At 69.2% G+C, this 25,171-nt stretch carries 12 protein-coding genes; 8 read left to right on the forward strand and 4 right to left on the reverse strand.

Features of this window, described 5'->3' with window-relative positions:
• Positions 1-33 precede the first annotated feature (33 nt).
• A complete protein-coding gene (locus BKA24_RS04320) occupies positions 34-1,497 on the reverse strand; it encodes a glutamate-cysteine ligase family protein (protein ID WP_184215521.1) in 1,464 nt (487 codons plus the stop codon).
• Positions 1,498-1,632: 135 nt separating this feature from the next.
• Between BKA24_RS04320 and BKA24_RS04325 the strand changes: the two genes are divergently transcribed.
• From BKA24_RS04325 to BKA24_RS04350, 6 genes are all read left to right on the forward strand, one after another.
• Positions 1,633-3,108, forward strand: coding sequence for an HNH endonuclease signature motif containing protein (locus BKA24_RS04325; RefSeq protein ID WP_184215523.1), 1,476 nt, complete (start codon positions 1,633-1,635; stop codon positions 3,106-3,108).
• Positions 3,109-3,177: 69 nt separating this feature from the next.
• Positions 3,178-4,995, forward strand: coding sequence for a sensor histidine kinase (locus BKA24_RS04330; RefSeq protein ID WP_184215525.1), 1,818 nt, complete (start codon positions 3,178-3,180; stop codon positions 4,993-4,995).
• A 111-nt stretch (positions 4,996-5,106) separates the two neighbouring features.
• Positions 5,107-5,277 (forward strand): CsbD family protein, encoded by a 171-nt coding sequence (locus tag BKA24_RS04335; RefSeq protein ID WP_184215527.1) that lies wholly within the window; start codon positions 5,107-5,109, stop codon positions 5,275-5,277.
• Positions 5,278-5,471: 194 nt separating this feature from the next.
• A complete protein-coding gene (locus BKA24_RS04340) occupies positions 5,472-7,307 on the forward strand; it encodes a hypothetical protein (RefSeq protein WP_184215529.1) in 1,836 nt (611 codons plus the stop codon).
• A 492-nt stretch (positions 7,308-7,799) separates the two neighbouring features.
• Positions 7,800-12,368 carry a carboxypeptidase regulatory-like domain-containing protein gene (locus BKA24_RS04345; RefSeq protein WP_184215531.1) on the forward strand — a complete coding sequence of 1,523 codons (4,569 nt, stop codon included), beginning with the start codon at positions 7,800-7,802 and terminating at the stop codon, positions 12,366-12,368.
• 434 nt (positions 12,369-12,802) lie between these two features.
• Positions 12,803-18,721: a carboxypeptidase regulatory-like domain-containing protein gene (locus BKA24_RS04350; RefSeq protein WP_184215533.1), complete on the forward strand. Its 5,919-nt coding sequence runs from the start codon at positions 12,803-12,805 to the stop codon at positions 18,719-18,721.
• Positions 18,722-18,838: 117 nt separating this feature from the next.
• Here BKA24_RS04350 and BKA24_RS04355 read toward each other — a convergent pair whose 3' ends face one another.
• Positions 18,839-20,464 (reverse strand): cellulase family glycosylhydrolase, encoded by a 1,626-nt coding sequence (locus BKA24_RS04355; RefSeq protein WP_246367012.1) that lies wholly within the window; start codon positions 20,462-20,464, stop codon positions 18,839-18,841.
• Between the two features lie 88 nt (positions 20,465-20,552).
• On the opposite strand from BKA24_RS04355, the gene coaA reads away from it, so the two are divergent.
• The gene (gene coaA, locus BKA24_RS04360; RefSeq protein ID WP_184215535.1) at positions 20,553-21,500 is read left to right on the forward strand and encodes a type I pantothenate kinase; all 948 of its coding nucleotides are present in this window, start codon (positions 20,553-20,555) and stop codon (positions 21,498-21,500) included.
• Positions 21,501-21,503: 3 nt separating this feature from the next.
• Here the strand turns inward: coaA and BKA24_RS04365 are convergent, their stop codons facing one another.
• Entirely contained in the window at positions 21,504-21,977 is a 474-nt protein-coding gene (locus BKA24_RS04365) for a CAP domain-containing protein (protein ID WP_184215537.1), read from the reverse strand.
• Between the two features lie 123 nt (positions 21,978-22,100).
• Here BKA24_RS04365 and glmS point away from each other — a divergent pair, with 123 nt between their 5' ends.
• On the forward strand, positions 22,101-23,951 hold the full coding sequence (gene glmS, locus BKA24_RS04370; protein ID WP_184215539.1) for a glutamine--fructose-6-phosphate transaminase (isomerizing): 1,851 nt from the start codon (positions 22,101-22,103) through the stop codon (positions 23,949-23,951).
• Positions 23,952-24,006: 55 nt separating this feature from the next.
• Here the strand turns inward: glmS and BKA24_RS15540 are convergent, their stop codons facing one another.
• Positions 24,007-25,107 (reverse strand): hypothetical protein, encoded by a 1,101-nt coding sequence (locus tag BKA24_RS15540; RefSeq protein ID WP_184220909.1) that lies wholly within the window; start codon positions 25,105-25,107, stop codon positions 24,007-24,009.
• Positions 25,108-25,171 lie beyond the last annotated feature (64 nt).

The raw sequence follows: 25,171 nt of genomic DNA on the forward strand, positions 1-25,171 counted from the left end.
GCGGCAGCCCGTCGTCGAGGTGCGGCATCCGTGCTACTGCCAGGTGTGCACCGGCTCGTTCGTGTGCATCGCCTCGCGGTACTCGAGCAGCGTCGCGCGCAGCGCGTCGAACCGCTCCATCCCGTCGCGTGCGTGCATCTTGCGAGCGAACCACTCCGCGCCGTTCGTGCGGGCCGCGCAGCGCCCGTCGATGATCCCCAGGTAGCGATCGCGCTCCGCGGCATCCACTCCCCACGCATCCAGACCCTCTGAGGCGAGGGGGAGCAGGTGCTCCCGGATCAGCTCGGTCGCAGAAACCTGCCCCACACCCGGCCAGCCCAGCCGCGCATCGATGCCCTGACGCGCCGCGGCCTGGAAGTTCTCGCGCGCTGTCGCGAACGGCATCCGCGACCACACCGGTCGCTCGTCCTCCGCCAGCGCCCGCACCAGACCGAAGTAGAACGCGGCGTTCGCGACCGTGTCGGCCACCGTCGGGCCGGCCGCGAGGATGCGGTTCTCCACACGGAGGTGCGGCATCCCGTCGGCGATGTCGTACACCGGACGATTCCACCGGTACACGGTGCCATTGTGCAGCTTCAACTCCGCCAGCGACGGGATGCCACCGGATTCGAGCACCTCGAGCGGGTCCTCGTCGTCGACGATCGGCAGCAGCGCGGGGAAGTAGCGCACGTTCTCCTCGAACAGGTCGAACACCGACGTGATCCACCGCTCGCCGAACCATACGCGCGGACGTACGCCCTGCACCTTCAGCTCCTCGCTGCGGGTGTCGGTCGCCTGCTCGAAGAGCGGGATGCGTGACTCCCGCCACAGCTCCCGGCCCAGAAGATACGGCGAGTTCGCCGCTGCCGCGAGCTGCGCACCCGCGATCGCCTGCGACGCGTTCCAATACGCCGCGAACTGCGCCGGCGAGGTCTGCACATGGAACTGCGTGCTCGTGCACGCCGCCTCGGGCACGATCGAATCCGTCGTCGTCTCGAGCCGCTCCGGCCCCGCGATCGAGATCGCGATGTCTTCGCCCCGGGCGTCGAGCACTTGCTCGTTGAGCAGCTCGTAGCGCGAGTCCGCACTCAGCGTGCTGCGGCTCAGGTGCTGCTCGGCGAGCGTGGGCAGGATGCCGATCATCACCAGGTGGGCGCCCTGGGTCTCGGCCCGGGTCTCAGCGTCATTCAGGCGCTGTCGCAGGTCGTTCTCGAACGTCGTGAGGCCGCCCTCGCGAAGCTTCGCCGGCGGGACGTTGATCTCCACGTTGAAGCGGCCGAGCTCAGTCACGAACGTCGGATCGGCGATCGCCCGCAGCACCTCTTCGTTGCGCATGGCCGGGTCGCCGACCTCGTCGATGAGGTTCAGCTCGAGCTCGAGACCCGTCATCGGGTCGTCGGTGTCGAACCTCGCCTCGCCCAGCATCCGCTCGAAGACGTCGAGGTTGCGCCGGATCTTCTCGCGATGCCGCGTGCGGTCGGCGCCGGTGAACTCCTGCGCGTCGATCTCTTCTCCCATGCCGCCAGCGTATGCCGGGGGTTCCGACGGGCCGGGGGTGGTTGACAGGGGCGGTCGGTCTGGGTGGTGTCCCGTGGTGGGGCTCAGCTGTGGAAACTTTCAGCGAATGTCGGAGGGCGATGGCAGGGTATGACTATGGGAATTTTGACCGAGCTCCGCGGCCGGGTGGAGGGGCTTTCGAGCTTCGCCGAGCTCGACGTCGCCCGGTCTGAACTCCCGGCATCCGCTCTCGGTCTGACGGATGCCGCGGTGATCGAGCTCATCGACTCGGTCGGCAGCCTCGCGCGCGATGTCGGCACGCTGCAGGCCGTGCTCGCCGGTGTCGCCGCCCGGAGGTCGGGGCGTGAGCGCGGCGTGGAGGGACTATCCACCGCGGTGGGGCATCGGACTCCCGTCGAACTGATCCGCGCGACGACAGGCGTGGGGCGCGGTGAGGCGGCCCGTGCCGTGCGAGTGGGCGAGGCGCTTCTCGAGGCGGCGGAGGGGCTGGCGGGTTCGAGTGGCGCGAATGCGGACGCTGATGGCCGCGCGGCGGAGGCGAGCGGCGCGGAAGTCGCGTGGCATGCACCGGTCGATGCGGCGCTGCTCGCCGGGCGGATCACGCCGGCGCAGTCCCACGCGATCATCGCCGGGCTGGGCGAGCCGGCCGAAGAACTCCTGACCGCATGGTGCGAAGCCGGACGAAGACTCGTCGACGAAGCCGCCGGATGGTCGGTCGAGCAACTCGGGGAGCAGGCGCGAACACTGCGCGACATGCTTGACCCCGCGGGTGCCGAAGAGCGGTTCGCGCGCAGATTCGAACGGCGGTCGTTCCGTATGTGGGCCGACGGTGACGGGCAGCAGCGCGGAACGATCGTGTTCGACGACGAGATGGCGCCCTGGGTGCGTGGGGTCTTCGACGCCGCGCTGCGGCCCCGGCGGGGTGGCCCGCGCTTCATGACCGACGCCGAACGAGCGGATGCCGCGGCCCTGATCGACGACCAGAGGACCAACGAACAGCTGTCTTACGACCTGCTCATGGACCTTGTCCGCGCCGGTGCGCTCACCGACGCGAAGCAGGTCTTCGGCGCACGCGAGCCGGGGGTGCGGGTCGTGGTGACCGCCGGTGGAACGCGGGACGCCCTCGGGAGACTCGTATCGTCCGGTGTCGTGGAAGACGGCGGCACAGCGGTGCCTGGATCGGTCGTCGACCGTGCGACGTGTATCGGCGGACGCGTGGAGGTGACGGTCGACGGGTGCGGGAACCCCCTGTCCGTCGGACGAGAAGAGCGATTGTTCACACGGGCGCAGCGGGTAGCGCTCGCCGTGCGAGATGGCGGCTGCATGTGGCCGGGGTGCGAGCGTCCACCGTCGTACTGCGAAGCGCACCACTCCGTCCCGTGGTCGGAGGGTGGCGCGACCGACAGCGACGTCGGGGTGCTGCTGTGCCGTTTCCATCATCTTCTGCTCCACAACGGCGGATGGTCGATTCGGGGGAGCGGCCCGACCGGGTTCGCCCTGCACGGGCCGCCGGGAAGCGGGCGCGAGCCGGTCCCGCTGCGATCGAAGTCACCGCTTCGGTGGCGCTGGGACCCACCACCCGATCGCGTCGGCTGGCGCTCCGTCGCCTAGTCGTTGCGCCCCGTTGCGTCGCCCGGCGTTTCCGACGCGCAGCCGCTGGCGGGCGCTAGGCTCGGGCGCATGCCGGTCCTGGGGGAGCGCATCGCGTCGTCGCGCGCTGTTTCGTCGCGCGCGGGCGGTGCAGCGCGGCTCGTTGCAGCGCGGCTCGGATCGACGCGACATGGATCGACGCGGCTCGGGTGGGCGGCCAGATCCTGGTGGGACGCCGTCTGCAGCGGACAGTTCCTCACCCGGTGGAGCGCCCTCGTCTCGCTCCTCGTCGCCGCACTCCTGAGTGTCCCCACCATCGGCGAACCCTCCGCCGCCAACTACGCCGTCTCCGTCGTCATCGCCGCCCTCGGCTGGATGCCGCTCGCCGCCGCGCTCGCGCTCGTCGCCGTCCTCGAGCGCCGGCTCACCTCCCGACCCGCCCGCGCGGTCGTCGTGCTCGGCTCGATCGCGGTCGTCGCCGCATCACGATCGTTCGTCAACGACCTCGCGAGCCTCGCCCTCATCGGCATCCCCACCATCGGCGCGCCCGGACCTCGCATCGTCACCAACCTGCTCACCGCCTACGCCGCGCTCTCGCTCGTCGCCGTCATCACCAGCCAGGTACGAAATCGGCGCGTGACCGTCGACCGTCTCACCGACGCACTCGGCCGTATGCGGGTCGGCGTCCAGCGGACTCGCGCCTTCGTCGCCACGACCGACACGCTGCTCGGCGACATCGTCTCCGACCTCCGCGCCCGGCGCGATGCGCTGCTGGCGGGCACCGTCACGTTCGACACCGTCCGCGCGTACTCCGAACGCGTGCGCGCCGCCAGTCACCGCCTCGAGCGGCTCTCCCAGAGCGACCTCGCAGCGCCCCGCGGCGACGAACGAATCGATGGCGACGCCGTCGGCCTGCCCACGCCGCCGCTGCTCACCCGCCTCGTCCCCACCCCGTGGCTCAGCGTCGGCCTGATCTACGTCATCGCTGCGCTCCCGTTCGGCGTCGCCGCCGGCGGCACCACGGTCGGGCTCATCGCCATCGTTGCGACGTGCGCGCTCGACCTCGCCGCGGGCAGCGTCGTGCGGGTGCTCGACCGGGGGCCGCAGGGACGCGCCCGCGGCATCCGGTTCCTGATCGTCTGGATCGCCGTCGGGTGGGCTGTCATGGCCCTTGCGACGACACTCCTGCCCGACATCGGCGTGCTCGGTCTGCTGCCGGTGGTCACCCTGCCGGTGCTCGCGGTCATCGTCAGCCTGAGCGTCGACGCCGCCCAGCGCGCCCGCGCCGAAGAGATGCGCGCGACCGCGGTGCTCACCTCGATCGTGCGCGCGCTCGCCTCGACGACCGCCCGCGCACTCGGTCCGCTGCACCGCGCGGCGGGCGTGCTCCACGGCGACGTGCAGGGCAGGTGCGTCATCCTCGCGGCGCGGGCAGACGAGCGCGCACCCACCCGCGACGAGCTCAACACCTTCCGCGAGGGCACCGACCGCGCGTTCGGGGACCTCACCCGCGCCGCCGACGCCGTCGACACCGGCTCGGTCGACACGGCTGGCGAGCTCGAGCGCATGCTCCGCGCGTGGGAGAGCGTCATCGCCGTCACCACGCGCATCAGCGACGACGCTCGCGCCGCGCTCGCCGCACCCGACGTCATGCACCAGGCGACCGAAGCGGTCAACGAAGCCCTTCTGAATGCGGTGAAGCACTCCGCCGCAAGGGATGCCGTTGTCGAGATCACTGCGAGCGCAGAGGGTGTTCTGACGCGGGTGTCGTCTGCGGGCAGGCTCGCGGCCGGGCGGGTGCAGGGCTTCGGATCACGCGCCGGCGGTACCCGGATCGTCCAGGAGGATGACCTTGTGGTCTTCGAGGCGCACATCGCGCGGGACAGCTCGGCCGCGCCGAACGACTAACGCACAACCGGCCGTTCCGCTACCCCTTGGTCGGAATCGGGTCGTCTTCATAGCGTGGACGTCATCCGGAGCGCACCGGCATCCGGACCGATCGACGGAAGGACCAGAACCATGGGACTCGACGACAAGATCAAGAACGCCGCACAGGACCTCACCGGCAAGGCCAAGGAGGGCACCGGCAAGGCGACCGACAACGAGCGCCTCGAAGCGGAAGGCCAGGGCGACCAGACGGAAGCCAACCTCCGCAAGGCCGGCGAGAACGTGAAGGACGCGTTCAAGTAAGCCGCCTCCAGACGAACGCCTCGGTTCCCCGGAACCGGGGCGTTTCGCTGTCATCGCAGGGCGCTCAGCCCGCACCTGCAGCGCTCCAGTCAAACGCATAGCCCCCCGCCGAGGATTCCGGGCGTGTCGGAGCTAGACTGGAACCCGGGACCGGCCCGAACCGATCTCGGCGCAACGGCTCTGGGGAGATCGTGATGTCACAGCGAGGATCAGCTCTCGCGAAGCGGCGCATCCGTGTCGGCGCGCACGTCTGGTGGGACGCCGTCACCAGCGGTGCCTTCTTCACGCGCTCGTCGCTGCTCGTTTCGCTCCTCATCGCCATGACGGTGATGGCCCCGTTCCAACACTTCGACGAAGGCGGCGACTACTTCGGCGTGCTGCTGGTCGGCTTCCTCGGCTGGGCGCTGCTCGCGATCGCCTTGCTCCCCGCGGCATCCGCCGAACGGCGACTGCGCACCCGCCGCGGTCGCGCCTTCGTGGTGCTCTCGGCCGTGGTGGTCGCCGCGATCGTGCGGCCGTTCATCAACGAAGTGCTGTTCGTCGTCTTCTTCGGCGTCACCCCGATCATCGACGACTGGCCGAGCCGCGTCGTCTCGAACGTCGTCGTCTGGGTCGCCGGCCTGTCGATCATCGCGATGACCGTGCGCTCCATCGAGCTCACCCGCGGCACCCGCGCCCGCCTGGGCCAGGCCGTCGCCACTCTCACCCACGGCCGCCAGCGACTCGCCCGGTTCGAGAACGACAACCGCGCCGTGCTCGAGGAGATGATCGGCGACCTGCGCATCGAACGCGAAAAGATGCTCGCCGGCACGATCGACTTCGCCGCCGTCCGCGAGTACTCCGAGACGGTCCGCGCGGCCAGCCACCGACTCGAAGAGCGCGCGCAGCTCAACCTCCGGCTCGTGGATGCCGAACAGCCCCCGCCCGCAGAAGACACGGTTGAGGTCTCGGCGCTCACCATGCTCCGGCCGCCGCCGTACCTGCTTGTCGGCATCGTCTTCCTCGCCGGCGCCCTCCCGTACGCCCACGGTATGGGCGGCTTCGACACCGCGCTCGCCGCGCTGCTGGTCGGCCTGCCCATCACCCTCGCCGCCGACATCGTCAGTCGGCTCCTCGGCCGGGGCCGCAGCGCCAGTGCGCGAGGCGCCGCGATCCTCGCGACCTGGTTCGTGGCCGGGGTGCTCATGACGGTGCTCGCGCACGTGCTCGTGCCGGGGGATGACCCCTCGAAACTCGTCCCGATCATCTCCCTGCCCCTCGTCGCCGTTGCGCTCGCCGCCTGCACCGATGCCATCGCGCGCGCGGCGATCACCTCACGTCGCCTCGAAGCGGTGCTCGCCCTCGTCGCGCGCACCCTCACGACAAAGACCGCCGAAGCGCGGCGTCCGCTCCGCAACGCCGCGCACGTCCTGCACGGGCGCGTGCAGGGACGCTGTGTGCTGCTCGCCGCCTATGCCGACGAGTGGGAGCTCAGCGACGAGCAGATCGACACGTTCCGATCAGAACTCGACGAGGCATTCGAGTCCGTCCTGTGGTTCGAGGCCGAGACCGACTCGCTCGGCCGCGAGGGACTCGTGCAGTCCAACCACGAGGACGTTTCGGAACTCGTCGCCACCTGGAGCTCCGTCCTCGACGTCTCGAGCGAGATCTCCGAGGCTGCCGCCGTCGAGCTCGGAGACCCCGCCATCTCGCGGCGCGTGGCCACCGTCATCAACGAAGGCTTCGTCAACGCGGTGAAGCACTCCGAGGCGAAAGAGGTGTGGCTCTCGATCGGCGTCGAAGACGGGGCACTGCTCGTGCGCACCTGGTCGATCGGCGTCATCGAGAAGGCCCCGCTCGAACCCGGCTCCGCCTCGCGCGGCATCGGCGCGCTCGGCGACGGCGCACGCATCTTCCAGCGCGGCGACGAAGTCGTCCTCGAAGTGCCGGTTCCGCTGTCGACCGGCCTCACCGCACCCGTGCGTACCCTCGCCCCACGCCGTGGCTCGGGACTGTTCCGCAAGGCCTCACCGCACTCGCACGCCGGATAGCGGCGCGACGCGCGCGGCGCGGCATCCGCTCGATCAGTGCGTGAGCAGGGATGCCGCCGGCTCGAACTCATGCGTCAGGGCGGCGATGCAGAGCGCGGCGACGGCGATCGCCACCACCCCTACGAGGGCGTATGCCCACCAGCGCACGCCGGGCGCCTTCGGAACCGGACTGCGACGTGAACGCGTGCGCGACGAACGAGCGGCCATGGTGATCTCCCCACGAGTCAGCGCCGGGCTCTGGCGCTGAGATCCCCTCCCAGGTGGCGTCGATGCCGGGGATCTGCGGACACAGTAGCGCTCCCCGCGGGCTCGCAGAAGGCGTTCGCGGCAACGTTGCGTTAAATCTGTTGACGCGCGGTCAACGGCCGTCGCGGCGGCGTGTGACCGCGGAGTGGCGCTCGAGGCGTTGCGTCTGCCATGCTCATCGAAGGCTCCTGGGGACGGAGCCATGGGGACTCGGGCGTCGGCGCCCGAAAACTGGGGGAGCGCATGATGCGTGCACGTCGATCTGTCTACTTGCGCGGTCTCGCCGCGCTCGCCATCTGGTCGGTCGCAGTGACCGGCGCCGTCCTGGCGCCGCAGGCCGCCGTGGCCGAAACGCCGACGCCGGACGTCTCCGCGCAGACGGTCACCGTCGGGGAGGACGGCAGCGTCGTCGTCGACGCGACGACAGGCGCCGCGGACATCGACAACAGCGCCGCGCCCGACGCGACCATCGAGGAGACCGTGCCCGGTGAGGGAGACGGCGACCCGGTGGCCTCCGACGAGGACCCCTCTGCTCCGTCGGTCGACGCGCCGGAGTCGCCGTCGACACCGCCCGCGAACGAAGACGACGCCACGCCGGACGAGGTCGTGGTGGTCGAGGAGCCGCGTGGCGACGACGCACCTCAGCGCGCCGGACCGCAGGTCGCGGGCGAGACAGGAATCTCCGGCACCGTCACCGACACCAGCGGCGCCCCCATCGAGGGCGCAGAAGTGTTGCTGTACCCCGGCAGCGAGAATGACGGGTACTACACCTCCGCCTACACCGAGGACGACGGCAGCTACCGCATCGATTGGCTGGAGCCGGGCTCGTACACGGTCCTCGTCATCGCTCCCGACGGCGTCAACCTTCAGCGCACCTGGTTCGGCGGCGTGACCGGGCAGGCGGATGCCGAGACAATCGAACTCGCCGACGGTGCGCACCGCAGTGGCATCGACGTGACCCTCACCGCCGGCGCCCGCATCTCCGGAACGGTGAAGACGGACAAGGGCGCGGCCGTGGCCGGCGCGGACGTCCGCGTCTACGAGTGGCGAGAGAGCTCTGACGGTCCCCGCTGGGAGTGGGTCGATTCCGTTTCGTCGGGCGCGAGCGGTGCATTCGACTTCGTTGGGCTGCCCGGCGGCACCTACGCCGTCGAAGTGACGCCCCTCGACGAACAGAACCTGATCGGCGAGTGGTGGCGCGATGCGGCGACCCCGGACGCTGCCGAACCGATCGTGCTGGGCGACGGTGACTCGGCGACGGACATCCACATGAAGGTCGCGCTGGGAGCGCGGCTCTCCGGCAAGGTGACCGACACCAAGAACGCTCCCGTCGCGAACGCGAGTGTCGAGGTCTACCGCTACATCCCTGAGCAAGAGTGGTGGGACTGGGAGAAGCAGGTCACTACGGCGGCGGACGGCACGTTCACCGTGCGGTCGCTGCCCGCCGGAACGTACACGCTTCGTTTCCGCGCACCCACGGGCGTCAACCTCGTTCCGCAGTACTGGGGTGGTTCGCAGACGCAGTCGGATGCGACGCCGATCGAGGTCGGCGCGGGCGGCACGGTCACCAACCTGTCAGTGAAGCTGCAGAGCGGCTCGCAGATCACGGGACGGATCCTCACCGCCGGTGGCGCTGCCATCAGCGGGTCTGTCGACGTCTACAAGGTGGTCACCGAAGACGACTGGTCATACAACAACTGGGTGGACATCGTCAGCACCGACAACACCGGTGCGTACAAGGTCGTCGGCCTCCCCGCCGGCGACTACAAACTGCAGTTTTCCTCCGATGAAGACGGGTACGCGACGGAGTGGTGGGATGACGAGGCTCTGGAACGCAACGCGGACATCATCACCCTCGCCAGTGGGGCGACCCGAACCGGCGTCACCGCGCGGCTGAGTGCGGCGGCCTCGATCTCGGGCACCGTTCTCGACGCCGAAGGGAACCCGCTCGAATGGGCGAGCGTCAACGTCTATCTCGTGACGCCGGAAGGACGCGAGCAGATCGTATCGGGCTCCACCCGCGAAGACGGCACCTACACCGTCGGGCGACTGCCCGCGGGGACGTACGCCGTCGAGGTCCCGAAGCCATGGGACTCCGACGCGCTGGGCGAATGGTGGTCAGACAAGCCCACGTTCGAGACCGCCGACCGAATTACCCTGGCCGCAGGGGCGGCTCGGACGAAGGTCGACTTCACGCTGTCGACCGGCGCCAGCATCTCCGGCCGCATCACTGACGACGAGGGCGCTCCCGTCTCGTTGGCCCAGGTCACCCTGTACCGGTGGTCCGTGGACGTCGAGAACGACAGTTCGTACTGGGACAGCATCGAGTGGGGTGAGGCCGACGATGACGGTCGTTACGCCTTCCGCGGGCTCGAGCGTGGGACCTACACCGTTCAGTTCCGCGCACCTGAGGGCGGCAACCTCCTGAGCGAATATTGGAACGACGTCGCGCAGAATGACGACGCCACGGCGATCGACGTCGATCGCGGCGATGCCATCACCGACATCGACGCGGTCCTCTCCACCGGCGGATCCATCACCGGCCGGGTGACCGGCACCGACGATGCGCCGATCGCCGACATCGAGGTGTGGGTCAGCGAATACGACGGAGGCGAATCCAGCCGCTCCGTCATCACCGCGGATGACGGGAGCTGGGCGGTCAACGGCCTCACGCCCGGCACCTACCGCGTGTACTTCGACGCGCCGGCATCCACCTCCCTCATCGACGAGTGGTGGGATGACGCCCGCGAATACAGCGACGCAACGTCGATCGTCGTCGAGGCCGGGGCCGCGGTCACCGGCATCGACGCTGCGCTCGCCGTCGGTGGATCGATCAGCGGGACCGTCCGCTCAGCTTCGGGCGTCGTCGCGGGCGTTCAGGTCGAGGTGAGCGCCAAGACCGCCGACGGGTTCCTCGACTACCGCGGCAGCACCCTGACTGACGGCACCGGTCGATACACCTTCGGCGGTCTCGAGCCCGGCAACTACGTCGTCTCCTTCACCACCGACTCCTCCGACAACCTCGTTCCCGAGTGGTGGAACAACGTGACCCGGAGCGCCGACGCCACCGCGATCGCCATCACCGGAGCCACTGCGCGCACCGGCATCGACGCGACCCTCGCTAAGGGCGCGACGCTTTCCGGAATCGTAACCGGTCCCGACGGCAAACCCGTTCGAGACGTGTGGATCAACCTCGAGACGTCCGACGGCAAGTGGACGCGCTTGAGCGCAGCTCAGACCGGCACCGACGGAAAGTGGGCGGCGCGCGGCCTGCCTGCAGGGACGTACCTGGTGTCGTTCGAGACGGCCTGGGAGAGCCCGCTGATCGGCGAGTGGTGGAACGACACGCTCGATCGTGCGAAAGCCGCCCCGATCAAGGTCGCCGCCGGCGCGACCATCTCGACGGTGAACGCCAAACTCGCGAAGGGCGCCTCCCTCTCGGGCACGGTGACCTCCGCGTCCGGACCGTTGAAGACGGCACGCGTGATGACGTACCGGAAGACCGCCGACGGATGGACGTACGGGAAGGACACGGTCACCGATGCACAGGGTCGCTACCTGATCGAGGGTCTGCTGCCTGGGACGTACGCGGTCCGCTTCGACGGGCCGGACGGTCAGAACCTGGTGCGGGAGTGGTGGAACGACAAGCCCACTCGCGCCGCCGCCGACACGATCAGCCTGACTGGTGCGACCGCCAAGACGAAGGTCGACGCGAAGCTCTCCACGGGCGCGACCATCTCCGGCACGGTGACCGCGCCTGCGGGTACGAGCCTCGGCTGGGCGTCCGTTTCCGCGCTGCGGAAACTGAGCAGCGGATGGGAGCAGGTCGGCTACGGGTACGTGGAGGAAAACGGCTCGTATTCCATCGCCGGGCTCGGTGCCGGCACGTACACGCTCAAATTCCAGGGCGGCGTGCCGTCGTATACCTCCGAGTGGTGGAAGGACAAGATCACCGAGGCGACGGCTACGACCTTCACGGTCACGGCGGGGAAGGCGCACACCGGCTTCGACGCCACCCTCGCCACGCCGATCGCCGCGTCTCGTCCCTCGCTCACCGGCACTCTGAAAGTCGGTTCGCCTCTCAAGATCACCCCCGGGACGTGGCAGAAGGGTGCGGCGCTCACCTATCGCTGGTGGGTGAACGGCGAGCTCGTCCCGGGCGCCACCTCAGCCACCTACACTCCCGCCGGAACCTCCGCCGGCAAGTGGATCGCCGGCGAGGTCACCGGCTCGCTTGCAGGCTACGGGACCGTCAACTGGTTCACGACTGAGCGCGGACCCATAGCCAACGGCACGCTGACCGCCCCGACCCCGACGATCAGCGGAACGCCGGTCATCGGCTCCACGCTCACCGCGAAGGCGGGGACGTGGACGAAGGGAACGAAGCTCGCGTACCAGTGGTTCGCGAAGGGCAAGGCGATCTCGGGTGCGACGAAGTCGACCTACAAGGTCACCTCGGGTGTGGCCGACAAGACCATCACGGTCCGCGTCACCGGATCGCTCACCGGATACACCACGGCGTCGAAGACGTCGAAGGCGACCGCCGCCGTGTTGAAGACGGCGACGCCGAAGATCAGCGGCACGGCCAAGGTCGGATCAACGCTCACCGCGAAGCCCGGCACCTGGACGAGCAAGACGACCTTCGCGTACCAGTGGTATGCGAACGGCAAGGCGATCTCGAAGGCGACGAAGGTCACCTACAAGATCCCGAAGTCGCTGGCCGGCAAGAAGATCACGGTCAAGGTCACCGGAAAGAAGTCCGGCTACGCCTCGGCGGCGAAGACTTCGGCGGCAACAGGTTCCATCAAGCGCTGACCGAGATCCCCTGACACCGCAGAAGCCCCCATCTCCGGTGTCAGGGGGTCAGCACAGGAGGCCGCGTCACACCGTCGGCGCACTCCAGCTGAGCGACTCGATGTCGGAACTGTCCGGGCTCAGCTCGCGGCGAGCGACAGCTTCGGCGGGTTCGGACCCTTCGGGGCCTTCACGATCACGCCGACATCGACGCGCCCGCCGGGAGTCAGGTTGCGAGGTGATGGTCATCGTCCGCCGTTCGGCGCAACCTTGCGTTGAATCCGTTGACGCGCGGTCAACGGCGGTCGCGGTGCCGTGTGACCGCGGAGTGGCGCTGGACGCGTTGCGTCTGCCATGCTCAGTCTCAGAGCCCCCTGGGGTGGGGGCTCGGGGGATGAGCGGGCGCTTGCGCCCGCGAACATTCGGGCGGAGAGCCCGATGCTGGGGAGGCTTCGATGCGCGCACGTCGCACCGTCTTGTCGCGATGGATCGCGACCACCACGATCTGGGCAATTGCCGCCGCCGGCATGGTGCTCGCACCGCAGGCCGCCGTCGCCGCGACTCCCGACACGTCGGACACGTCCGTGTCGATGACCGTCGACACCGACGGCACTGTCGTGATGGATGCCGAGGCGGGTGACGAGGCTGAGGTCGAGGTGTCCGCGCCGGGCGAGGTCGAGGTCGAGGATGCTGCGCCGGGCGAGGGCGAGGAAGCCGCGCCGGAGCCGGCGCCGACCCCGAGCGAGAGTGTGGCGGAAGAGGTCGCACCGTTGCCCGCCCCGACACCGTCCGAAACGGAGATCGCCGATCCCGCAGAAGACGTGGCGCCGACGACGGACCCGAGCATCGATGACGCGCCGACGCGTGCCGGACCCGACGCTCGCGTCATGGCGTCGGACAGCACCGGGAGTATCTCGGGTGTCGTCCTCGACCCCGACGGCAACCCGGTCGCGGATGTGTACGTGGCACTGTACGTCGGCGATGACGAGTGGGACAGCTGGGGCACGTACACGTCCGAATCCGGAGTGTTCACGTTCACGGACCTCTACGCCGGGACGTACGTGGTCGGTGCCTCCGCCGCGTGGGACAGCGACTACTTCGACGTTTGGTCGGGCGGTGCGGCGAACCGATCGGATGCAGAGCCTCTCGACGTTGCTCCGGGCGCCACCGTCAGCGACGTCACCTTGCAGTTCACCCGCTCCGCGGTCATCGCGGGCACCGTCACCGACGACCATGGCGCACCGGTCCCTGACGCATCCGTCGACCTGTACCGCTGGGACGCGGAATGGGAGGGCTGGTGGGACCAGGTTGACCGCCGCTCGACCGACAGCGCCGGCGCGTTCCGGTTCGCGCGGCTCGAGCCTGGCGAGTACACGCTGCGGACGTCGACGGACGCCGCGATCGGGCTGCAGACCGAGTGGTGGGACGGTGCCGCCCGCAAAGCGGATGCCACGCGCATCGTCGTGGAAGGTGTTGAGACGCACGACGGCCTCGTCGTCTCGCTCGTCCCCGGCGCCTCCCTGAGCGGCACGGTCACCGCGCCCGCAGGTATGTCTGCCGAGTCGGACATCTCCGTGTACGTCCACGATGGCGAGTCCTGGGAGCACGCGGCATCCACGTGGTCGGAGGATGGCACCTACCGAATCGGCGGGTTGCCCGCTGGGGAGTACCGCGTCGTCGCGCAGCCGTACGACGGGCGCCTGCTCACCCGCTGGTGGGACGGTGCAACCACCCGTGAGGATGCGACGAGCATCGACCTCGCATCGACCGACACCGTCACCGGCATCGACATCGCCCTCCCTCGCGGCGCGAGCATCGCCGGCACCGTGACGAACCAATCGGGCACCGCGGCAGCGAACGTGCGCGTCTCGGCCCTGGTCGAGCGCGATGCGGACAGCGAGTCACCCTGGTGGGAATCGGTCGCGTCTGCGTGGACCGCTGAAGACGGCACGTACGTCCTCACCGGCCTCGAGCCCGGTACGTACACCCTGCGGTTTACCCCTGATGACGACGTCAACCTCCTGCAGGAGTGGTGGGACGACGCGAGCAGTGAAACGGATGCCGCCACCTTCTCCGTGCATGCGGGCGCGACGCTCACCGGCTACGACGCCGCGCTCCGCCGCGGTGCATCGATCGCGGGCACCGTCAAGACCGCCGCGGGCGCGCCTGTCGCGGCATCCGTCACCCTCTACCGTGTCGTCACCGACGATGACGGCACGTACCAGAACTCGGTGCGGTGGCTTTCCACGGACGAAACCGGTGCGTTCTCGGCGGCAGGTCTCGCAGCTGGTGACTACACCCTGCGGATCCAACCCGAGGATGCGGCGTACGCGACGCAGTGGTGGGACGGCGAGAGCTTCTCGCACACGGCCGAGACGTTCACGCTCGCCGCGGAAGGAACCCGCACGGGACTTGCGGTCCGCGTCGTCGCAGCGGCATCCATCTCGGGTGTCGTGACCGGTCCGGGAGGTACGCCGATCGAAGGCGCGTCGGTGAGCGCATCGATCTCCGGCGGAGACTGGTATGACACGGTCGCATCGGCCGAGACCGACGCCGATGGTCGGTACACGCTTACCGGCCTTCCGCCTGGTTCCTACGCCGTCTACGCGGAATCTTCCGCGACTGACCACATCGGTGAGTGGTGGACGGATGCCACTTCCTTCGAGACCGCGACCAAGGTGCCGCTCACTGCCGGCGCGGCGAAGACGGGCGTTGACATGCGGCTCGCGCAGGGCGGGCGCATCGAGGGTGTCGTCTCGGATGCAGATGGCCCCATCGCGGACGCGTACGTCCGACTGTACGAGTGGCGTTCCGGCGAATGGCAGCGGACGCAGAGCCGATGGAGCGACGAGAGCGGCACCTACGCGTTCACGTCGGTCCCGGCCGGCACGTACACCCTGCGGTTCACCGACGAGGGCGGCCGCGGCCTCGCCCCCGAATGGTGGGACGACGCCGAGTCCGAGGCCGACGCGGAGCGGATCGAGGTCTCGCCGGGATCGCGCGTGACCGACGTCGACGCAACGCTCGCGCCCGGCGCCTCGTTGAGCGGTCGCGTGCTCGACCCGACCGGCGCGGGCGTTGCCGGTGCGACGGTCAGGGCGACCTGGGACGCGCCGGAGGGTTGGACCGAGAGCGAGACGACGACCACCGACGACACCGGTGCGTGGACGTTCAGGGGGCTGGCATCGGGGGAGTACACCCTCTCGTTCACCGCGCCGGCTGAAGCCAGCCTGATCTCCGAGTGGTGGTCGGATGCCGCAACGCGCGATGACGCGACGCCGATCGCCCTCGCCCGTGGTGAAGCCGTCACCGGGCTCGATGCGCGCCTGGCGAAGGGGGCGTCGATCGCCGGTAGGGTGACCGGACCCGGTGTGGCCGACAACGTCGCGGTGCAGCTGTACCGCCAGGACGAGCGCTTTCCGTCGTGGGTGGCGGAGGTGCGAACCGATGCCGAAGGCCGCTACCTGTTCGGTGGCCTCACAGCCGGGACCTACTCGATGGAGTTCGTCCCCGACTCGGACGTCAATCTCGTGTCGGCGTGGTCGGGTGGCGCGCCGACATCCGATGACGCCGCCACCATCACGGTCGGTGCGATCGAGTCGGTAACCGGCCGCGACATTCGCCTCGTCGCCGGCGCGACGCTCAGCGGCACGCTCACCGGTCCCGGTGGCGTCCCTATTCTGGGGAGGGTCAGCGTCGAGAGCGACGATCGGTACCGGTCCACGTGGACCGCCGACGACGGCACCTGGACGGTCACGGGTCTTGCAGCGGATGACTACCTCGTGCAGTTCCGTGCAGACTACGGCGTGAACCTCGTCAGCGAGTGGTGGGAGAACGCCGGAACCCGCGAAACCGCGACCGTGGTGCCGCTGACGGGTGGCGCGACTCGAGTCCTCAACGCGAGCCTCGTCACCGGTGCGACGATCTCGGGCACGGTGACCAACGCCGCCGGCAACCCGATCGAAGACGCCTTCGTAGAGGTGTACGCGCGGGTCGATGGGTTGCTGCAGTACGTCAGTAACACCGAGACTGCCGCAGACGGCAGTTACGTCCTCGCCGGATTGCCCGCGGGCACCTACCTTGTGAGCTTCTCGGGCGAGTACCTGCAGAACTATGTCTCCGAGTGGTGGGACGACGCTGCGACGGATGCCACATCGACCGCCATCACGCTCGCGAGCGGCGCATCGCTCGCGGGCGTGGACGCCGCGCTTGCGGTTGGTGCCGCCATATCTGGCACGTTGCTTCGCGATGGCGGAGGGACGCTTGAGGACGGCTGGGTTGAGGCCTACCGTCGCGAAGGCGACCGCTGGGTTTTCGCGGGGTCCGCTTCGCTCGACGAGACGGGGAGCTACTTGATCAACGGCCTGCCAGCCGGCACGTACACGCTGCAGTTCAGCGGGTATGTGACTGAGCACGTCTGGGAGTGGTGGGACGACCAGCCCAACCTGGAGACCGCGAACTCGTTCGCGCTCACTGCGGGAGCGTCGCGCACAGGTGTTGATGCGCAGCTGGCTGCACCGCTCGCGTCCGCGACGCCGACGATTGCCGGCACCCCGCAGGTTGGTGCGACGCTCACCCTGCGCCCCGGCACCTGGCAGAGCGGCGCAACGCTGCAGTATCGCTGGTACGCCGACGATGACGAGATTGTCGGTGCCACGGCGCTCACATTCGTGCCGACCTCGGCGCACGCCGGGAAGCGCATCTCGGCGTCGGTCACCGGCGCACTCGCGGGCTACGCCTCGGTGACGCGTTGGACGGAGTACTCCGAAGCGGTCGCAGGTGGCGTGCTGACTGCACCCGTTCCGACGATCTCGGGGACGGTTGCGGTTGGATCGACGTTGACGGCAAAGCCGGGCACGTGGACAGAGGGTACGGCGCTGACCTACCAGTGGTCGGTCGGTGGATCGTCGGTGGCTGGTGCCACGAGCGCGACGTTCACGATCCCGGCATCGGCGGTCGGTAAGACGATCACGGTCACGGTGTCGGGTTCGCTGGCGGGGTACGCCTCGGTGTCGAAGACGTCGGCTGCGACGGCGGCTGTGCCGCTGCAGGTGCTGACGGCGCCGACGCCGACGATCAGCGGCACGGTTGAGGTCGGCTCGACCTTGACGGCAAAGCCGGGCACGTGGACAGAGGGTACGGCGCTGACCTATCAGTGGTCGGTTGCCGGCACTGCGGTGTCGGGTGCGACGTCTGCGACGTTCACGGTCCCGGCATCCGCCGTGGGCAAGACGATCACCGTCACCGTGACGGGGTCGCTGGCGGGATACGCCTCAGTGTCGAAGACGTCGGCTGCGACGGCGGCTGTGCCGCTGCAGGTGCTCACCGCACCGACCCCGACGATCTCGGGCACGGTCGAGGTCGGCTCGACGCTGACGGCAACGCCGGGTACATGGACAGAGGGCGCGGTGCTGACCTACGAATGGTCGGTTGCGGATGCTACGGTGTCGGGTGCGACGTCGGCGACGTTCGTCGTTCCGGCATCCGCGGTGGGGAAGACGATCACCGTCACCGTGACGGGGTCGCTCGCGGGATACGCCTCGGTGTCGAAGACGTCGGCTGCGACGGCGGCTGTGCCGCTGCAGGCCCTTACCGCCCCGACCCCGACGATTTCGGGCACCGTAAAGGTCGGTTCAACGCTGACCGCAAAACCGGGCACGTGGACTACAGGCACGACGCTGAAGTATCAGTGGTCGGTTGCCGGCACCGCGGTGGCGGGTGCGACGTCCGCGACGTTCACCGTCCCGGCATCCTCGGTCGGTAAGACGATCACGGTCACCGTGTCGGGTTCGCTCGACGGGTACGCCTCGGCGTCGAAGACCTCCGCTGCGACGGCCGCCGTGCCGCTGCAGGCGCTGACCGCCCCGACCCCGACGATCAGCGGAACCCCGGTCATCGGCTCCACACTCACGGCCAAACCCGGAACGTGGACGAAGGGGACGAAACTCGCCTACCAGTGGCTCGCCGGTGGGAAGGCGATCTCGGGTGCGACGAAGTCCACCTACAAGGTCACCTCCGGTGCCGCCAACAAGACCATCACCGTCCGCGTCACCGGGTCGCTCACCGGCTACACGACGACGTCCAAGACGTCGAAGGCGACCGCCGCGGTGTTGAAGACGGCGACGCCGAAGATCAGCGGCACGGCCAAGGTCGGCTCGACGCTCACGGCGAAGCCCGGCACCTGGACGAGCAAGACGACGTTCGCGTACCAGTGGTACGCGAACGGCAAGGCGATCTCGAAGGCGACCAAGGTCACGTACAAGATCCCGAAGTCGCTGGCAGGCAAGAAGATCACGGTCAAGGTCACCGGCAAGAAGTCCGGCTACGCCTCGGCTGCGAAGACTTCGGCGGCAACAGGTTCCATCAAGCGCTGACCGAGATCCCCTGACACCGCAGACGCCCCCATCTCCGGTGTCAGGGGGTCAGCGCACGTGCCGCTTCACGCCGTCGGCGCGTACCAGCTGAGCGACTCGATGGAGCGACCGTGCGGGTCAGCTCGCGGCGAGCGACAGCTTCGGCGGGTTCGGACCCTTCGGAGCTTTCACGATCACGCCGACATCGACGCGCCCGCCGGGAGTCAGGTTGTCGAGACCCCAGTTCTTTCCGGCGCAAGTCACCTTCGCCGTCGTCTTCGCGGCATTCGTGAGCGTGCAGTCCATGCCCCACGCGCTGTCGATCGACGTGGCACCAGGAGACACCCACGACGCGCGCCATGATTTCGTCGCAGCCTTCGCCGGCGCCTTCACGGTGAGACCCACCTGATACGCACCCGGCCACGCCGAGGTGATGGTCATCGTCGCTGACGTGCCATTCGACGACGATGACGAGGACTTCCCGACCGAGGGATCGGGCGACGGCTGCGCGCTCGACGACGGCTGCGGGGTCGGGGTGGGCTGCGGCGGTGTCGTCGGCTTCGGCGCCGGGGGATACGCGACCTTCTTCGGCGTGAGGATCGGCTTCAGCGCGGTGAGCTTCGCCTTCTGGCGCGTGTACCAGTCGTCCTTCAGCAGGCCGCCGGTGTCACCGCTGTTCGGGTTGAACGACCAGTACGCCCAGCTCATCCGCTTCGTCTTGATGTACGACGTGAGCTTCGCGAGCCACTTCTTGTCGCTCGACGTCTCGAGCTTGGTGCCGAACTCGCCGATGAACACCGGAGCGATGTTCTTCGTGGCGATGTACCCCCAGTTGCGCTCCCAGATGGCGGTGAGGTTGTTCGGATAGTTCTTCGCGGAGAACCACGGCTGGTATGCGACCGAGAGCGGGTACTCGTGCGGCGAGTACACGACCCGGTTCTTCACCGTGAGCGACACCGGCTTCTTCGCGACACCGCGCAGGCCGCCGCCCCACCACGTGACCGAGCCGTCCTGCTCGTACTGGACGCCCTCGACGATGATCAGCAGACGCGCGTTCACCTTGTGGATCGCGTTCCCGGCACGCGTCGCCGCGGCACGCCAATCGCGGGCGCGCTCGCCGCAGCCCCAGCACGCCTTCCCTCGCGGCTCGTTGTGCAGGTCGACCCCGATGACCGTCGCATTCTTCTGGTAGCGCTTCGCGAGCTTCTTCCAATCCGCGATCCAGCGGGCCTCCGGGTACTGCTTCGTGTACCAGAGCTCGGACTGCGCCGCCGAATCGGGACGGTGGCGGTCGAGGATGATCCGGATGCCGTACTTGCGGGCGCTCGCGACAACGGCATCCATCACCTGGAGCGGCGACTTGCCCGCGAGCGTCGGGTTGATCGCGGTGTTGATCGAGTTCGACGTGCGCTTTGCGAGGCACTCGTTGGAGAACGGCAGGCGGATCGTGTTGAAGCCCATGCCGGCGATCTGCGCCATGCCCTGGTCGACAGTGATCGACCACAAGCCGTGCGGGGCGCAGGTGTCGGTCTCCATGCCGAACCACGACGTCGCCTTGATCGTGAAGGTCGCGCCGGTCGTGGCCGACACGATCTTCGAGCCTTTGGTCTTCAACCAGGCGGGGGCGGCCGCTTCGGCGGCGGGCGCGGGGGAGGCGACCACGCTGACGGTCACCGCGAGCAGCAGGGCCGCAAAGCCCGCCAGCAGTCGTCGCCACATGTCGTAGATTCCCCCGTCGATCGCGGCCGGACGCCGCGAGAACATCGACTCACAAGGGTACGGCACGCGCGCGCACGCGTATACGCGCGAGCGTGCGACAGAACGACCCCGCCGCCCCGCTAGAGTTGCGGCAATGTCCCCCGACGAGACGCTGACGCCCGTCGACTCGCTCTACCGCGAGATCGACCGTGCGGAGTGGGCGCGCATGGCCTCCGGCATGGAGCAGCCCCTCACGGAGACCGAGGTCATTCAGCTGCGAGGCATCGGCGACCGCCTCGACATCCGCGAAGTGCGCGAGGTGTACCTCCCGCTGAGCCGACTGCTGTCGCTCTACGCCAGCGCCACCAAGCGCCTCGGCGCCGACACGGCCGACTTCGTCGGCGAACCCGACGCGACCACCCCCTTCATCGTCGCCGTGGCCGGATCCGTCGCGGTCGGCAAGTCCACCGTCGCCCGCCTGCTGCGCGAGCTGATGAGCCGGTGGCCCGGAACGCCCCGCGTCGAACTCGTCACCACCGATGGCTTCCTCTACCCCAACGCCGAGCTCGAACGCCGCGGCATCATGGACCGCAAGGGCTTCCCGGAGTCGTACGACCGCCGCGCCCTGGTCGACTTCCTCGTTGCGGTGAAGTCGGGGGCGCCCGAAGTCCGCGCCCCGTACTACTCGCACATGCGGTACGACATCATCCCTGACGCGCACGTGACGGTGCGCCGCCCCGACGTCATCATCGTCGAAGGGCTCAACGTCCTGGCATCCGCCCCCAACCCGCACGACATCGCCGTGAGCGAGCTGTTCGACTTCTCCATCTATGTGGATGCCGAGATCGAGCACATCACCCAGTGGTACGTCGACCGCTTCCTCGCCCTCCGCGAGGCGGCGTTCTCGAATCCGAACTCGTTCTTCAAGGTCTTCGCCGACATCTCCGACGACGAAGCGGTTCAGCGCGCCCTCGGCTTCTGGAACGACATCAACCTGCCGAACCTGCGCGAGAACGTGGAACCCACCAAGCACCGCGCGAAGCTGGTGCTGCGCAAGGCCGCGAACCACACCGTCGAGACGGTGCGCCTGCGCAAGCTCTGAGGCTCAGTACTTGCCGAACACCTGCGTGTAGTACGGCTGGCCGGCCTTCGAGCAGGCGACGCCGATGCCGATGTGGGTGTACCCGCCGAGGATGTTCTTCCGGTGCCCGGTCGACTTCAGCCATGCGGGGGTGACCTTCTGCGGGGTGTACCCGTACGCGACGTTCTCGGCCGCCGCAGTCCAGCCCTTCGGGATCTGGCTCGCGTAGTTCGGGTTGTGCTTCATCGTTCCGGATGCCGCCTGCTTCGCCGACCACGCAACCGCGACCTTATGCATGCTCGAGCTCGCCTTCAGCGCCTTCTTGCCGGCACTCTTCCGAGCGGCGTTGACGTCGGTGAGGATCCGCTTCTGCACAGCGGCCTGCGTCGCCGACGTGCACGAGGTGCTCACGGCGGCGCTCGCCGCGGTGGCGGGCGCGAGGGTCAGGACGAGTGCAGCGGTGAGGGCCGCGGCGAAACCGGCGATCGGGCGTGACATGAGGGGCTCCCTGGGTGCGTAGGCAGTCCTCTTGGATACACGACGCACCTGGGAGAGCCCCCGACGCGCCCGGCGCGCGGCCGCGGGGCGGAGTCCCAGCCGGCCGGACCTAGCATTGACCCCATGTGTGGAATCGTCGGATACGTGGGGCCTCGCGACAGCCAGGCCATCCTCCTCTCGGGCCTCGCCCGCCTCGAGTACCGCGGATACGACTCCGCCGGCGTCGCCGTCATCGACGGTGACGGCGCCCTCGGCATGCGCAAGCGTGCCGGCAAGCTCCAGGTGCTGCGTGACGACCTCGCGGCATCCCCCCTCGCCGACGGCACCACCGGCATCGGCCACACCCGCTGGGCCACCCACGGCGGACCCACCGACGAGAACGCCCACCCCCACCTCGCCGACGACGACAAGCTCGCCGTCATCCACAACGGCATCATCGAGAACTTCGCCGAACTGAAGGACGAGCTCCTCGCCGAGGGGTACACCTTCCGCAGCGAGACCGACACCGAGGTCGCCGCCGTCCTGCTGGGCCGCGAATACGCGGCATCCCGCGACCTGACCACCGCCTTCCGTGCCGTCGTCTCCCGCCTCGAGGGCGCCTTCACGCTCCTCGCGATGCACCGCGACCAGCCCGGTCTCGTCGTCGGCGCACGTCGCAACTCGCCCTTGGTGATCGGGCTCGGCGAGGGTGAGAACTTCCTCGGCTCCGACGTCGCCGCGTTCGTCGAGCACACCCGAAACGCCCTCGCGATCGGCCAGGACGAGATCGTCGCGATCACCCCCGGCGGCGTCGAGGTCACGAACTTCGCCGGTGAGACCGTCGAGGTCGAGCCGTTCGAGGTCGTCTGGGATGCCGCGGCGGCAGAGAAGGGCGGCTGGTCGTCGTTCATGGCCAAGGAGGTCTCAGAGGAGCCCGAAGCCGTCGCCAACACGCTCCGCGGACGCCTGCACGACGGCGCCGTCACGATCCCCGAGCTCGACGGTCTCGACGACCTGTTCGCCGGGGTCAACCGCATCATCGTGATCGCCTGCGGCACCGCCGCCTACGCCGGAATGGTCGGCAAGTACGCGCTCGAGCAGTGGACGCGCGTTCCCGTCGACGTCGAGCTGGCTCACGAGTTCCGCTACCGCGACCCCGTGATCGGCCCCGACACCCTCGTCGTCTCGATCTCGCAGTCGGGCGAGACCATGGACACGCTCATGGCCGTCAAGTACGCCCGCGAGAAGGGCGCCAAGACGCTCTCGATCTGCAACACCCAGGGTGCGACGATCCCGCGCGAGTCCGACGCGATCGTCTACACGCACGCCGGACCCGAGGTCGCCGTGGCCTCGACGAAGGCGTTCGTCGCGCAGATCACCGCGCTCTACCTGCTGGCCCTGCACGTCGGACGCATCCGCGGGGTGCTCACCGACGCCGCGTCAGCAGAAGCGGTGCGCGAGCTCGAGGCCGTGCCCGCGAAGATCTCGCGTGTGCTCGAGAAGGAACAGCCGCACATCGAGCAGTTCGCGCGGTGGATGGGCGACACCCAGTCCGTGCTCTTCCTCGGCCGCCACGTCGGCTACCCGATCGCACTCGAGGGTGCGCTCAAGCTCAAGGAGATCTCCTACATCCACGCCGAGGGCTTCGCCGCCGGCGAGCTCAAGCACGGCCCGATCGCCCTGGTCGAGCCGGGACAGGCGGTCTTCGTGATCGTGCCGTCGCCGCGTGGTTCGGGGGAGCTGCACAAGAAGGTCGTCTCGAACATCCAGGAGATCCGCGCCCGCGGCGCCCGCGTCATCGCGGTCGCCGAAGAGGGCGACGCGGCCGTGCTGCCCTTCGCCGACGAGGTGCTGCGCATCCCGCTCGCCGGGCCCCTCTTCGAGCCGCTCCTGGCCGTCGTGCCGCTGCACATCTTCGCGATGGGCCTCGCCACCGCGAAGGGCCTCGACGTCGACCAGCCGCGCAACCTCGCCAAGTCGGTCACCGTCGAATAGGCGCGATCGGTCGCGCGTGCGCGGTCGACTCCATGCCGTGGGCGGCGGCTCGCCGTCAGCGAGCGGGGCCGCGGCGCGGCCCGCGGGCCTCTTCGACCCAGGCGCGCAGCTGCCAGGGCGCGAAGCGGAACAAGCGGGCGACGTCGGCCTCCGCGTACCCGGCCTCGAGCACCGCAGCGACCGCGAACTCGCGCATGGTCGCGAACTCGCGACCCTCGAGCGGACCGGTCCGCAGGTCGCGGAAGCTCCGCGGCGCAACCGGACCCTGCGGGCGTCGGCCCGTGGGGATGTTGCCCGTCGGAGAGTTGCCGGTCGTCGAACCGAGCTCGGGGACGGAGATCACGTAACCGGCCGGCGGCCCGCCGGCGGGATGCTGCGGAGGAAGGTGCGGCTGCTGCGGAGTGGGAACACCGTACGGCGTCGCCGGGGGCTGCTGTGGCGGCTGTTGATGCTGCGGTGGCCGCTGCCGCGGTGGCGCGCCACGATACTGCGGTGCGGCGGGATGCGGTGGCGCCGCGAGACGGCGTTGCGGCGCGGCAGGCTGACGCGGCGCGACGGGCTCACCGGCGGCATTGACGGGCGGATGCCACGGAGGTCCCTCCTGCGCCGGGTCGAAGTCCTGCGGCTGCTGCGCCCAGATCGGCGCGGACGGGTCGGGTTCCCAGATGGCGGGGATCTCGAGCGGCGTGTAGTCGGGGGGTGGCTCGGCGAGCAGGTGCGCATCGGGCCACAGCAGAGACGCGTCCTCGTGGGACACCCGGTCGTCCGGCGTGTGTGCGGGGGTGGAATCGTCTGGCTCGGCGAACTCGGCGCGCGGCGATGTCATCGTGTCGACCTCTTCGGGTGAGGGCGGAGCATCGGTGCCGACAGTCGGGACTTCGGCGGGGCGAGGTTCCGGCGTCGGTGCATCGTCGGAACCGGGCTCGGTGGTGGCGGCATCCGTGCTGACGGGATCGCCGTCCGCCACGTCGGGTGAGGCGGGAAGGAGCTCAGCGGTGCCCGCAGCGTGCCGGTCGGGCGACCGGCGCTGCAGCACCACCCCCACGATAAGGCCGGCCGCGAACACTGTCACGGCTCCGGCGGCGATCCACGGCACGGGGACGGCCGGAAGCGCGGCGAACACCGCCGCCCACGTGTCCCCCGCCGTGCCGGACATCTGACCCCCCGTCAGCCCTTTTCGCCATGGTAGCGACACACGGGCGCGGCGCGCGCGGTCGCCG

It is taken from the genome of Microbacterium marinum (assembly GCF_014204835.1).
Taxonomy (GTDB): domain Bacteria; phylum Actinomycetota; class Actinomycetes; order Actinomycetales; family Microbacteriaceae; genus Microbacterium; species Microbacterium marinum.